Genomic DNA, 13,852 nt, shown 5'->3' on the forward strand with positions numbered 1-13,852 from the left:
TTATGCATGCATATTGGAGCGCATTACGAGGGAGATGGACAGAGTACTTTTAAAGTTTGGGCACCACAGAAAAGCAGTGTTGAGCTCCATATTTTAGAGCCTCAGGAAGCTTTTCACAAGATGGAGAAAGATGATTTGGGGTATTGGCATATTTCACATGTTTCTGCTCCGGCCGATGCTCTTTATATGTTTAGATTAGATGGAAAATTGGAACGTCCGGATCCGGCATCAAGGTATCAGCCGCGCTCGGTTCATGGTCCCTCTTCAGTTATAGATCATAGTTCTTTTAAATGGTCTGATGATAACTGGAAGGGTATTACTTTACAAGAAATGGTAATTTATGAGCTCCATATCGGTACATTCACTTCTGAGGGGACCTTTGATGCCTGTATAGAAAAATTGGATTATCTAAAAAGCATGGGAATTACTGCTATAGAAGTTATGCCCGTTGCTCAGTTTCCAGGTGACAGGAACTGGGGGTATGATGGGGTATATCCTTTTGCAGTTCAAGACAGTTATGGGGGGCCTGAGGGTTTAAAACGGCTAGTAAATGCCTGTCATAAAAAAGAAATGGCCGTTGTTCTTGATGTTGTCTATAACCATTTGGGACCTGAAGGGGCTTATGTTATGGATTTCGCACCCTATTTTACCGATCAGTATTCCACACCATGGGGTGCTGCTGTAAATTATGATCAGGCATGGAGCTATGGGGTAAGAGATTTCTTTGTACAAAACGCGCTATCGTGGTTTAAAGATTACAACTTCGATGCTTTGCGTCTTGATGCCATTCATGGTATTTATGATTTTGGTGCCAAGCATATATTGCGTGAAATTTCAGAGAAAGTCGAACAATATTCGCAGCTTAGTGGTCGCAAACGATACCTTATTGCGGAGAGTGATCTTAATGACACCCGTGTATTGAGCCCGGTAAGTGAAAATGGAATGGGCATTGATGCTCAGTGGAACGATAGTTTTCACCATGCACTTCACACATTAATCACAGCAGAGAGTAAGGGGTACTATAGTGATTATGGATCTGTGAGTCATTTAATAAAAGCTTTGAAGGAGGGCTTTGTATATTCCTGGGATTATTCAAACTTTCGAAAAAGGTTTCACGGATCATCATCAAAGAATATTGCTCCTGAGAGGCTTGTGATTTGCACTCAAAACCATGATCAAATTGGAAACAGGATGTTGGGAGAACGACTCTCTATGCTGGCTTCCTTTGAAGAGCTGAAAGTTGGAGCCGCTACTATGCTTTTGTCTCCTAATGTACCACTTTTATTCATGGGGGAGGAGTTTGCTGCAAAAACTCCTTTTCTGTATTTCATAAGCCATACAGATGAAGAGTTGGTGGAAGCGGTTAGACAGGGGAGAGCAAGGGAATTCAGTGAATTTTTATGGGAAGGTGATCCACCGGATCCACAGGCTGAAAGTACTTTTAGGATGAGTAAGTTGGATTGGGATAGTGCTTTAAGAGACGATCATAAGGTGATGTCGGAGTATTATCGAGCGCTGCTTGAGCTGAGGAGAAAGATACCTGCACTTTCAAGTCTTAACAAAAAAACTATGGAAATATCTGCAATTGGGGATTCTGATTCATTAGTTATGAGGAGGTGGAACGGACATAGCAGAGCAGTTTTGTATTTGAATTTCTCTAATGAGCCCCTGGAAGTAAATGTATCACAAATGGATGTAGAAATGGAAAAGGTTTTAGACTCTGCAGACAAGAAGTGGAGTGGTGGGGGATCAGATATGCCCGAAAAGTTAAATGCCGAGCCTAATCCAATAGTATCCCCACAGAGTGCGGTGCTATATTTGGTTTAGTAAGACGAGATTTTAAAATAAAAATCCGAAATTAAACCCAGTTTCAAGAGGTTTTAGAAAATGATACTCACCGGAGTAATTTATGTATGTATCATTTAAAAAATAGGCGAGCCTGAAATCGAAAATAAAGTTGGTTCTTAGGTGACGAGTTGTTATAAGGCCAGTCTGTCCATATACAATATTGGTTATATGATTTCTCCTGGAAAAATAGATCCTTGGGTTAACTCCTAAACCGCCATGGAAAGAGAGTACTGGAGAATTAAAAAAGACATAACCAGCTCCAAATTCTAAATTTAGTGCTGAATTCTCATGATCTGTAGAATATAAAAAACCCGTATAGTGTTCAAAATAAAACCTGTTATCCTCGACCCTTCCTTTGTATCCATAACTATGGTAGGGAGATGCCTTTTCGTTTGGATAAGATGAGAACATAAATTTAAAGCCTCTTGAGTACTTTGAAAGTGGTATTTCATCTTCGACTGGGGCTGTCATTGTATCGTTTGGGGATCCAATAAGTTTGTATACTACTTTTTGGCATCCTTCATATAGATAACCCAAATCACTGATGTTTGTTTGAGCCGTACTGATAATCTCTCCACTGTTATGAAACAACTCAGCATATATCGAGATGTTTGTACTTAGTTTGACAATACTGATTTCTACATATTTTGAGTGTCCCAGTATACGTGAAATCTGCGCATTATCATAGTCATTTAGATAGTTGGTATCAATGAGCGAAGGGGGAAAAATATTTTCACCACTTACGTTTTCATACTCTTTAATAAAAATAACTTCTATAGCATCTTTTAGGCTTTCATCAATATTGGTTAAATTAGGTGCAAACATTGTTGTTTCAAACGCTGCAGAAACATTCAGCAGTACTAGTATTAAAAGGATCGATTGTTTGTTCATCATTTTCACCATCCAAACCCAAACGCTACGGAAAATTCTCTGGGACGAATCGAATCATCGGCAATATTTATGGGAGTTAATGCAAAAGCAAGTCTACCTTCAACATTTAGTTGGATAGGAAAGGATTCAAAAAAAGAGATGTCAAATAAGCTATAGATGGATAGAGTTGAAGCTTCTAATGAGGAAGAAAAAAGAACTTTAGGATTTAGTCCAGCTCCTATGTAAGGAAAAACCATATCGAAGGGAGCTATAACAGCAGCACCCAAACTAAAATTTATCCCACTTCCATAGTCGTATACAGTATCAATATGACCAATACTGGGGAAGAAAGGGCCTGCAAAATATTCCACAAAATAATAATGGGTTTGAATCTTTCCCTGGTAACCAAAGCTTATAATCGGTGATAACTTTAAATTATCATAATAGGAATATTTTGAAATAATTTTTATTCCATGATTGATTGAGAATGTATCTTTTGGTCTCACTTCTACACGAGCACTTTTATCAGAAGTACTAATATCTTTGTTTCGTTTTACAATTTGTTGAGCAAGGTTCCTACAAGCTTCACCTATGTCATCGATGTTGGATGTAGTGCTGCTTTGAACGCTAAATATTACTTCACCGCTCATGTCGTATAGATCTGCATATAGTACAACTCAATATTTCAGCCCAACAACGTTAAGCTTTATATATTGCTCAACACAAGTTTTCTGCTATTTCTGTATCGGGATAAAGTTCTATTGATTCTACTTTGGTCGCGTCTTTAACTCCGGTTTTACTAACCTGTTTGTATTCTCTTATAAAAATAACCCGTATGATTTCTTCAATAGTATCATCAGCATTAGTTAGATTTACCGGAAAAGTAGCAACTTCTGAGGTCGACAAACCAAAGAAAATTAAAAAGATGAAGGAATTCTTTAATAAATACTTACCTATCATTACATCCTATCTTTCTGAAAATACTGATATTTCAAAAAATCTGAGGAAAAATACTACCACACTGTCAAAATTAGATATTTATATAACATATATATATTAGAAAAGATGGTTGGTGATCTTAAATTTTTTTTACTATGTTTTGTCTTTTCACTGAAGAATAAGGTGTTTTATTCAGTGAAAAGTGATCTGGCTTATACAGTAAGTAGATTTTATGTAATTACTTATACAATCCATGAGGGTAAATCTGGTTTTATGAGTTAATGTAAATATTTGCAATGGAATAATGTAAAAAAATGTACCATTAAAGATGCATGCAATATATATTAATAATATCTCTCCCATACCCAATTTTCAATTACCCAGATGTGCTACTAACGATAAAAAAGGAGAATCTTTGATGAAAGAAGGTTTATCATCACGTGTAAGCAGAATTATAGCCGGTGGTGCCAGCAAAATGGTAAGTATTGTCGAAAATGCAGCACCAGAAATGGTATTGGAGGAAGCACTGAAGGAAATTGACTCTGCGGTTTATGATGTAAGAAGTGAGTTAGGCAAAATAATCGCCGAAAAGCACCAGGCCAATTCAAGGATTAATGACATACAAAAGGAACATACGTCATTAAAAGAAAAAATAGAACTTGCGATAACTGAAGGTAGAGAAGATTTGGCTGAAGCTGCTGTTTCGAGGCAAATTGACCTGGAAGCCCAAATACCGATTTTGGATAATACGATTAAGGGGTTGGAGAAAGAAGAGCTTGAGTTGGAAAAGTATGTTTCTGCATTAAGCTCAAAGAAACGTGAACTAAAGCAGGAATATGCAAATTTCAAAAAGATGAAAAACGAAAGAAACACTTCATCTTATGATACCGCAAATTCTGGAAGTAGTTCCAAATATTTAGATAGAACAATTGGAAAAGTTGAAGGAGTTTTCGACAGGTTACTTGATAGAGAAAGTATAGCTTTTAGTGCAACGAGTGAAAAGCAGCTTGCTGAACTTGAAGAGCTTGCCAGAAAAAAAAGGATTGAAGAACGACTTGCTATGTTCAAAAAAACCACAACTGGAGAGTGATGTACAAACATGTATGAGCTGTATAAAAATATGTACGAGCTGTTATTAGTAAAAGATAATTTCCCTTTTACTTTAGCATTAACTATCGTATTGTTTATTACGGTGCTTGAAATTGTATCACTTATATTTGGTATCGGACTTGAAGCTATTTTAGATACCATAATTCCAGATATACAAATACATAGCCCGGAGCCTACATTTCTTAGCTGGCTTGGAGTAGGCAAAGTTCCCATTTTGTTTGTAATAATGATCTTTTTAACTGTATTTGGGTTAACAGGGCTACTGTTTCAAACGATAATTTATAGCATTATTTCATTTTACATTCCTTGGTATTTTGCTGCTATTTTTGCTTTTTTGGTTTCGCTTCCTGTGCTTAAATTTCTAACTTCAATTTTAGAAAAAAACTTTCTCAAAGATGAAACATTTGTCGTTTCAGAGCAGTCGTTTATTGGCAAGGTTGCTACTGTAATAAGAGGTAAAGCCAGAAAAGGGATGCCAGCCGAAGCAAAGCTTCAGGACAAACACGGGCTCACTCACTACATACTTTTGGAGCCAGAGGAAAGTGGAAAAGAGTTTTGTCAAAATGAAAAAGTTTTAATTGTGAGCAAAGAGGGGGCTGTATTTAAAGTTATCAAAGCGCCGGAATCGGTATTAAACTAATAATATTCATCACACACTATTTTGTAGGAGGAAACCATGGTTGGTTTTAATCAAATCTTTCTGATTGCAGCAGGCGTTGTAATACTATTTGTATTTTCAGGTGCTATGATCGCCAAACTCTATACGAAAAGTTCAAAAGAGAGATCGTTTGTAAGAACTGGCTTTGGTGGACAAAAAATTATCATGAATGGTGGTGCGCTTGTACTACCAGTACTTCACGAGATTATTAAAGTAAACATGAATACGTTACGTCTTGAAGTTAGGCGTGCAAATGAACAGGCACTTATAACGCGTGATCGCATGAGAGTGGATGTAACGGCAGAGTTTTATGTACGTGTAAAACCGACAGCTGAGGCTATAGCAAACGCTGCACAGACGCTTGGACGAAGAACAACAGAAACTGGTTCTTTAAAAGAGCTTGTTGAGGGTAAGTTCGTCGATGCATTAAGAGCTGTAGCAGCAGAGATGGCCATGGAGGAACTGCATGAGCAAAGAGTCGATTTTGTACAGAAGGTTCAGGCAGCTGTTTCTGAAGATCTATTAAAAAATGGACTTGAACTTGAATCTGTTTCTCTAACATCTTTGGATCAAACCAGAAGGGATTTGCTAAATGCTCAAAATGCCTTCGATGCAGAAGGTTTGACTAAACTTACCAAAGCAATTGAGGACAAGCGTAAGGAACGAAATGATATAGAACAGGATACAGAGGTAAAGGTTAGGCAAAAAAATCTTGATGCAGAACTGGTTAAACTTGATCTTGCAAAGAAAACCGAATATGCTCAACTTGCTCAAGCAAGAGAGGTTGAAGTAAGAAAATCTCAGGACAGTATGGAAACTCAAAAACAGCAATCAGATAATATGCGTTTGGCTGAAGAGGCATTGATTGATGCTAACAACAAAATAGAATTAGCCAGAATAAATTCTGAAAAAGTTATAGAGCAGCAAAGGATAGAAAATGACAGAACAATACAAGAAAAGGAAATTGAAAAAAGTAAAATGATACAAAGAGCTGAAATTGTCCGGGAAAAGGAAATTAAGCTTGATGATCAGGATCGTCAGATTGCAATCGCAGAAAAGTCTAAAGCACAATCAACGGCTCAGGCTCAAGCGGATAAGGCACGAGCCGACGCAGTAAAGGCACAGGAAGAAGTGGTCACAGTCAGAGAAACTGAAGTAGCTGATCGTAAGAAACAGATTGAACTTATTGAAGCAGAACAGGCTGCACAGCGTGAGGCTATTGGTATTACGGTGGCCGCTCAGGCGCAAAAAAGTGCTGCGGATGACAAAGCTGCCGCTATTAATGTTGGCGCAAAGGCTGAGGCAGAAAAAACACTGCGCATTGCTCGGGGACAAGCTGAATCAGAAGTTGTGCTTGCTGATGCACATAAACAAAAATACCTTGCAGAAGCTGATGGAAAGCGTGCTCTCCATGAGGCAGAAAATCTGCTTTCTCAGGATATTATCGACATGAAAATAAGACTGGCCACTATAGAAAACATGGCCTCCATTATTGCTGCAAGTATGAAACCTGTTGAAGCAATAAAAGACTTTAAGATCATACAGGTTGATGGATTCACCGGCGGAGGAGGAGCAAAAATTGACCCCACCAGCTCAACTCAAAATGCAAGTTTTGCCGATCAAGTTGTAAGCAGTGCTTTAAGATACAGAGGGCAGGCGCCTATGGTTGATGCGTTGTTAAAAGAAATTGGTATGTCGGGAAAAGATATAGGCTCACTCACCGGAGCAATAAAAAAGGATTTAGCAGCTTCTGGGCAGAAAACTCAATCTCATTTAAAGGAAAATCCAAAGGAATTTAATACCGGTAAAGGTGAGATTGGTGATTCGGCTCAAAAGAAAACGCCTGCTGCCTCAAACGATTCTGCATCTTAATAGTATTATCGTAGTCTATGGTCTTTAAAGTGGTGAGACTGTAGACTACGTATCAAAAAAGCCCGGTAAACAGTATGTCCTAGGAGCTTATTTCATTGAAAACTTGATTTCAAACTTCTCAAATACGACTTTTATATACTGGTGATTGTTTTGAAAAAGATAAATAAGGAAGAAAGCTGAATAGAACCTCAAAAGTTTAACAATTTCTACAATCCTGAACGTAATGCTTTTAATACTTGTACTTTAATCATTTTAACTACAGATCCGGACTAATTTATGAATATAACAAAACTGGTTATTCCACTGACAGTAATCTCTTTATTCTTATTTTCATGTGCTGGTACACAAAAGAGTCGAAGAACACCAGGTGTGATAGATTGTTCAGAGAAGCTTGAAGATGCTATAGAGGCATATCAGAGGGGCAATCATGGAGAGGTTATAAGAGTTTTGGATGATGTGAGGTATCAGTGTGGTGGTAGTCCGATAATGGACTCTGTGCACTATTATTTAGGTATGAGTTATTTTAATCGAAGACAGCCACTGGATGCAAGAACAGAATTTGAATACCTTCTTCGTGAATATCCCTATTCCCAGTTTGCCCCCAAAGCTCTTTATAGGATGGGTTATTTGGTTTACCGGGAATCCAATCCACCAGATCGTGATCAGAGAGAAACAATGGAGGCAATTAATCTGTTTAATCAGTTTCTTGATACCTATCCGCGAAATGAGTTTGCAGATAGTGCTCAGTATTATTTAGATGCTGCTGTAGAGAAATTAGCTGAAAAAGAGTATAAAAATGCCCGTTTTTATAGTCGTCAGGGGAAAAATGAAGCGGCATTGGTTTATTACAATTCTCTGATTTCAAAATTTAGCTCCTCTTCTTTTGCTACAAAGGGTATAATAGAGATGGCAGAAATTTACTATGATGCAGGTAGGAAAAGCGAAGCCGCAGAGGTATTAAATAAACTTGAAGGGCGAGAGATGGATGAATCCATGAAAAAACGAAGTAGTACTTTAAAAAGCAGACTCGAAAACTAACCAATTTTCTAAGGTTTATCCTTCCAAAACTGAAAAAATGAATAAGCCAGTTCTAGGAATTCTGGGCGGTATCTTCAATCCGGTTCATTATGGTCATCTCTCAGTTGCTTCTATGGCAAGGGATCATTTCAATCTGGATAAACTTCTGTTTATACCCTCCGGTACTGCTCCGCACAAAGAAAATGTAACAGTTTCACCTCAACACAGGGTAAAGATGCTGAGCTATGCACTCAGTGATTTTGAAAAGGGAGAAATCTGGGAAGGTGAAATAGAGCGCAATGGTTACTCCTATACCGTCGATTCCTTAAAAATTATTGAACAAATATTTCCGGACCGGGAATATTTGTATGTAATTGGATCTGATAACCTAAAGGAAATCAAAAGCTGGAGAGATTACAAGACTATCTTAAAAATGGTAACCCTTTGTGTGGCACATCGTCCTGGGTACCAGGACGAAATTCCTGATTACCTCTCAGGGGCTAAAATAGTAACCATTCCTTCCCCAAACTGGGGCTTAAGCTCTTCAATGCTTAGAGATTATCTTAGAAAGGGACTAAGTTGTCAGTACTTAGTACCCAATGATGTTCTTCGATATATAAAAAAAAACAATCTCTATGTCTGAGAACGATAAAAAAAGAGGCAAACCATTCATAGGTGTTTATTTTAAATGCTGCAATATGTATGGTAGAATCTATATAAACAGTAAAAAGAGTGCATACGAAGGTAGGTGCCCTAAGTGTTTTAGAAAAGTTGCCTGCCTTATAGCTTCCCACGGAACCAGCTCCCGGTTTTTTGAAGTACAGTAAAATCCATATTTTTGTGTCCTGCAAATACAGTTACACCTAAAAGACCTTAAAGATGACAATGTATAAAAAAACAAAACACATTCGAAAACCTGCTGTTGCCGGGAAATTTTACAGCGCTTCTAAAACCATGCTTCTAAAAGAAGTGAAGAGTATGTTAGATGCTGTTCCAAATGAAAGAACGGATGTGCGCCTTTTGATTAGCCCCCACGCCGGGTATATCTTTTCTGGTGTTGTTGCGGCCAAAGGTTTTAAATTGGTTAGTAAAGAGATAAAGAGGGTATTTATCATTGGTCCATCTCACCACAAATTTGTGAATGGAATACACATATCCGATGCTCATTTTTATTCTACCCCCTTAGGGGATGTAGAAATTGATCTCCAGGTGGTAAATAAATTAAAATCAAATACACTAACGTGTAATACAGCTGATGCTGATTCACTGGAGCACTGTATTGAGGTACAGCTTCCATTTCTTCAGGTACAGCTTGATGATTTTTTATTAATACCTATACTTGTGGGAAAAGTTGATCCAAAATGTGTTGCAGATTTAATTTCTCCTTATATTGATTGTAATACTCTTGTTATTGCATCGTCTGATCTTTCCCATTTTAAAAATCAGCAAGATGCCAGACACATTGATGATAACAGTATAAAGACTGTAATAAAAGGTAATGCATATGAATTCATTGATGGTTGTGGAGAAAATGCCATACGCGTAATTATGCATTTGGCTAAAAAAATGAATCTTACTCCTTCTGTTTTGGATGCCCGAACATCCTTTGATACTGCACCTCAATTTGGATCAGGACAGAGAGTTGTTGGCTATACATCTATTGCTTTTTTTTAAGGAAATGCTCCATGGGTGATAAATTCAATTTTTCTTTATTCAAACACACACAAGATTATCTTCTTGCCTCTGCAAGGCAAAGTATTGAAACTGCTGTGTGCAACAATACCACAATGGCCGAAAAAAAACCTCAAGAGAGTGTTCTTAACCAACCGTATGGTAACTTTGTTACTATCACCATTGCAGGTTCATTGAGGGGTTGTATTGGATGCATTGTGCCTGTACATGCATTATATCTAAGCATTATTGATAATGCCAAAAAGGCTGCATTACATGATCCCCGTTTCGCACCACTTTCTGTTGATGAGCTAAAAGAAATTCAAATCGAAATCTCAATTCTTAGCACTCCTGAAGAACTGTTATATGATACACCGGAAGATCTTTTACAATTATTAAACAGTGAAACTGATGGGGTTATATTAAAAAAAGATGGTAGAGAAGCCACATTTTTACCTCAGGTTTGGAAACAGTTACCAGATAAGGAGATGTTTTTAAAAAAACTGTCACTGAAAGGTAATATGGGACCCAATGGGTGGAAAAGTGCTCAGGTTTTTAAATACAAGGTGCTTCACTTCTCTGAAAAAAAAGGGATAGAGTCGTAAGAGTTTAACTGTTCCCTCATTCTATAATAACTCGCAAGTACTCTCTCATAGTATCCAACTGAAAGCGGTTCCTTTCTGATTAAATATCCTCTTATTGTACCGGGGCCTTGATTGTAAGCCAGAAGCCCCAGTTTAAAACTACCAAACTGGCTTATAAGTCTTGTTAGATACGCAGTACCTATAACCGTATTTATCTCAGGGTCAAAAAGATCATTAGGGGAGAGGTTTTCTATTTCAAGGAAATCTGCAACTTCAAGAGCTGTATTATATTTGATCTGCATAAGCCCAAGGGCCCCACTAAGTCTTCCACTTCTAAATCTTCCCAAAGCATTGGGGTTAAATGAACTTTCGACCTCTATAACTGCTAGTAACAATAGTGGATCATATCCAAACTGCCTACTGTTTTTTAAAACGATATCTGTTAGACGATAAATAGTATTTGGTTGAACATTTCTTCTGATAGTCGATTTAAGTACAGCTGAAACATGGTACCTTTCTTGTAAATCTAACAAGTCTTTTCTGAGGTGGATTGTATCTTTTTTGTGATTAGCAATCTGTGTATCCAGATCTCTTAAAACAAATTCTTTTCTAATAATTACTGAGCCAAGAAAAAGAAGGCAGATAAAGATAAGTGAAGCAATGATAAAAGAAAATAATTCAGATACCCATATTTCACCTTTTCTAAAGGTCACAAAGGCTTTTGCTGATTTTTGAGGTGAGCCTTTACTTTTCTTTTTCACGAAGAACCCCTAACTGTTCCAGAGGTCGTATGCGCTCTTGTAGATAGTTTATTTCTATAAGAGCTTCCTCTTTCCAGTGTGTTAGTTCGTGCAGTTCATTCTGTTGCTCATGAATTTTTTGGTTTTGGATGTTTATAATATATAAAAGTGAAAAAAACCAACCACCAAGAATTATTAACATACATACCGCAAGTGGTTTGGATATTCTAAATCCGGTTTTTCGGTTAAGGGTATTACCTGTCCGGCGAAGAGAATAAAACAGTTCTCTTTTATTTATAAACTCAGAGTTTGAGTAAATGGAGAAGATATTACTATAGGGAAGAAATGAATCATGTACCAAATCGTTTTTGAATACAAGCTTTAGCTCACCTTTTTTTCCTTTAAGGTTGTTTAGTAAGTTAACAAAGAACGGTACAACCTTATCTCCAATAAAATCAATCCTCTCTAGATCAAAAACGAAAGATCTGCTACCATCATCAATAAGCTTAAATATCTTCTCCCGTACGCTTGGTACCTCTTCATTATTAAAGGGCCCCGAAAGGGTGACCCATATTATATCATTTTTGCACTCTAGAATAATATCAAGGGATTCAGATAAAATCATTTAATAAACCTTTCGATTTGATTTTACTGAATAAAAGTTTACCAACAAACGACCAGGATGAATTTCTTTTCAATTTGATTGGACAACATAGGTAAACTGGCGTACCAAATGGTTGATAAGGAATAGAATTCTGGTCGTAATTACCCGGCGGCATGATAACATTGACTTTTTTCTGTGTTTTGAAAGTTAGCTTAACACCGGTTAAACAATCTTCTATAGACCATTTTGATGCTTCATTTAATTGAATAAACTCTTTACCAATAGAGTTATATCTCGATTTATCATGAATCAAAGTTGTGGCAGAGTTGAAAACTCCAGGGAGAGCAAAAGACATTTCTATAACAAACAGAAAAGTAACATCAGTTAAAGATGGATTATTCAGTTTGTAGGCAAAGGAGAGAATTGAATCCCCTTCATCGAGTCCAAAAACTTTTTCAAGATGTAGAGGGTGCTGTTTATCTTTAAACAAAAATGAACCCTGTCTATTCAATACAACTTTTACACCTGAACTTGATTTTTTAAATGTATAGTCATATGGTGCATCTGAAAAATTTCCTGAATCATTTATATCATTTTCCAATAGATGAGAAGAAAAAGGTTGATCTGGAAAAACTCTGTCTATAAAGGATAATTTGGAATTGTTAGGTGATATAACATCTGGTTTATTACTGGTATTGGGATTATAAGCAGCGCATACATTAAAGGAGCGATCCTTATAATCCAATGCATAGACACGCGCTCCTTTTTTGTGGTCAATATAAAGCTTAAGGTTTTTATTTGACATAATAATGCTTTTATAGCCATTCCTCAAAAAGTCAATCAACCGGATTTGTCCACAGTGAGTTTGTTTTCTCTGAATTTCCCGATCGATATCAATAAGTCTTCCATAAGACCACAATCGGTCCTTTATATGGCTGAACCCTGAAACAGGTGATGGTAAAAACCTGTTAATATCCTGCGCAAAGTATAGCATTTTCTTAAGTCTGAAGAGATTTTTGCTTGCAGAGTAATGGGAAATATCGTTACACACCTCCATCAATTTGCGCTGTATAAGGCTTATCTGGTCGTAACAGTGCAGGTGATTTAAAAAATAGGCATCCCAGGGTTTATTATTTGTGCGTACAAGGCATGAGGGTAAAAAGTAAAGACCTAGGGGTGGAGTGTTTCCAAGTACCTCCTGCACCCGGGAGGGCTGAATATGGAGAATGTTTTTGCTTATTTCTTCAGAAATTTTTGTAAGCCACTCATATTGTTTAGTTTTTTCTTCAGGATCGAGAGAGAAGAGGTATTTGACTATGAATGTAGAGTTATTAAGCTCTGCGGTACTATTTTCCTCAGATTGTTTCTCAATCCAATCCTTTAAGCTCTCCGGAGCATTGTAGCGATGAAACGCTGTGTAGGGAAAAAATGCTATTGAACTACCCGTATGCTCTGTGATCCAATAGCCGTGACTGTTTTGGTGTTGTTTAGAGAGCAACTCTTTTGATACCACTGCATATTTGATTCCACATTTTCTGAAAATATCGATCTGTGAGGGTTCCCAGTTTGAGAATGGAGGTGAATAACCCATTGGAGCGTAACGGGTTAGGTCCTTAAATACCGAAGCTCCATAGTGAATATTCTCTGCGCTAAGCCATTGGGGAGAAAAGCTGAGGAAGGGTTCGGTATATCCGGTCGGAATCCATTCGATAAGTCCTTTTTTTTGGATATCTCTAAGAACAGATAATTTAAAGGGATCGATAAACTCAAGAATATAGGCCGGAAGAATCAAATTAAAACGCAGGTGCGCGTGGGTGTTACATAAATTCGCTATGTTTTCTGAAAAACAATTGATCCCCTCCTCAATAACATCTCTTGTCATGAGGCTATTTTTGTATGGCTGAAGCAGCAGTATGAGTGTGTGGCGTTTCATACATAG

The 13,852-nt window shown here is 37.3% G+C and carries 14 protein-coding genes; 8 read left to right on the plus strand and 6 right to left on the minus strand.

Annotation, left to right across the window (positions count from 1 at the left end; genetic code table 11):
- Positions 1 to 6 precede the first annotated feature (6 nt).
- Positions 7 to 1,827, plus strand: coding sequence for a malto-oligosyltrehalose trehalohydrolase (treZ, locus tag QA601_10275; protein MDG5815466.1), 1,821 nt, complete (start codon positions 7 to 9; stop codon positions 1,825 to 1,827).
- 12 nt (positions 1,828 to 1,839) lie between these two features.
- Here the strand turns inward: treZ and QA601_10280 are convergent, their stop codons facing one another.
- The 3 genes from QA601_10280 to QA601_10290 form a co-directional block, all read right to left on the minus strand.
- Positions 1,840 to 2,742: a hypothetical protein gene (locus QA601_10280; GenBank protein ID MDG5815467.1), complete on the minus strand. Its 903-nt coding sequence runs from the start codon at positions 2,740 to 2,742 to the stop codon at positions 1,840 to 1,842.
- Between the two features lie 2 nt (positions 2,743 to 2,744).
- Positions 2,745 to 3,368: a hypothetical protein gene (locus QA601_10285; protein MDG5815468.1), complete on the minus strand. Its 624-nt coding sequence runs from the start codon at positions 3,366 to 3,368 to the stop codon at positions 2,745 to 2,747.
- A 67-nt stretch (positions 3,369 to 3,435) separates the two neighbouring features.
- Positions 3,436 to 3,678 carry a hypothetical protein gene (locus tag QA601_10290; GenBank protein ID MDG5815469.1) on the minus strand — a complete coding sequence of 81 codons (243 nt, stop codon included), beginning with the start codon at positions 3,676 to 3,678 and terminating at the stop codon, positions 3,436 to 3,438.
- 397 nt (positions 3,679 to 4,075) lie between these two features.
- Here QA601_10290 and QA601_10295 point away from each other — a divergent pair, with 397 nt between their 5' ends.
- From QA601_10295 to amrA, 7 genes are all read left to right on the plus strand, one after another.
- Positions 4,076 to 4,747 (plus strand): PspA/IM30 family protein, encoded by a 672-nt coding sequence (locus QA601_10295; GenBank protein ID MDG5815470.1) that lies wholly within the window; start codon positions 4,076 to 4,078, stop codon positions 4,745 to 4,747.
- Positions 4,748 to 4,756: 9 nt separating this feature from the next.
- Positions 4,757 to 5,407, plus strand: coding sequence for a YqiJ family protein (locus QA601_10300; GenBank protein ID MDG5815471.1), 651 nt, complete (start codon positions 4,757 to 4,759; stop codon positions 5,405 to 5,407).
- 36 nt (positions 5,408 to 5,443) lie between these two features.
- Entirely contained in the window at positions 5,444 to 7,297 is a 1,854-nt protein-coding gene (locus QA601_10305; GenBank protein MDG5815472.1) for a flotillin domain-containing protein, read from the plus strand.
- 276 nt (positions 7,298 to 7,573) lie between these two features.
- A complete protein-coding gene (gene bamD / locus QA601_10310) occupies positions 7,574 to 8,335 on the plus strand; it encodes an outer membrane protein assembly factor BamD (protein MDG5815473.1) in 762 nt (253 codons plus the stop codon).
- Between the two features lie 37 nt (positions 8,336 to 8,372).
- A complete protein-coding gene (nadD, locus tag QA601_10315) occupies positions 8,373 to 8,957 on the plus strand; it encodes a nicotinate (nicotinamide) nucleotide adenylyltransferase (protein ID MDG5815474.1) in 585 nt (194 codons plus the stop codon).
- A 242-nt stretch (positions 8,958 to 9,199) separates the two neighbouring features.
- A complete protein-coding gene (amrB, locus tag QA601_10320) occupies positions 9,200 to 9,988 on the plus strand; it encodes an AmmeMemoRadiSam system protein B (protein ID MDG5815475.1) in 789 nt (262 codons plus the stop codon).
- An 11-nt stretch (positions 9,989 to 9,999) separates the two neighbouring features.
- Positions 10,000 to 10,590, plus strand: coding sequence for an AmmeMemoRadiSam system protein A (gene amrA / locus QA601_10325; protein ID MDG5815476.1), 591 nt, complete (start codon positions 10,000 to 10,002; stop codon positions 10,588 to 10,590).
- Here amrA and QA601_10330 read toward each other — a convergent pair.
- Genes QA601_10330 through QA601_10340 form a run of 3 tightly spaced genes read right to left on the minus strand, consistent with a single transcriptional unit; the run spans position 10,557 to position 13,846 of the window.
- Entirely contained in the window at positions 10,557 to 11,330 is a 774-nt protein-coding gene (locus tag QA601_10330; protein ID MDG5815477.1) for a lytic transglycosylase domain-containing protein, read from the minus strand. The two genes, amrA and QA601_10330, sit on opposite strands and share 34 nt — an antisense overlap.
- Positions 11,314 to 11,934 (minus strand): STAS domain-containing protein, encoded by a 621-nt coding sequence (locus tag QA601_10335; protein ID MDG5815478.1) that lies wholly within the window; start codon positions 11,932 to 11,934, stop codon positions 11,314 to 11,316. Before QA601_10335 ends, QA601_10330 begins: the two co-directional genes overlap by 17 nt.
- On the minus strand, positions 11,921 to 13,846 hold the full coding sequence (locus tag QA601_10340; GenBank protein MDG5815479.1) for a DUF1926 domain-containing protein: 1,926 nt from the start codon (positions 13,844 to 13,846) through the stop codon (positions 11,921 to 11,923). Before QA601_10340 ends, QA601_10335 begins: the two co-directional genes overlap by 14 nt.
- Between the last annotated feature and the right edge of the window lie 6 nt (positions 13,847 to 13,852).

The sequence above is a fragment of the Chitinispirillales bacterium ANBcel5 genome (assembly GCA_029688955.1).
Classification (GTDB): Bacteria; Fibrobacterota; Chitinivibrionia; order Chitinivibrionales; family Chitinispirillaceae; genus Cellulosispirillum; species Cellulosispirillum alkaliphilum.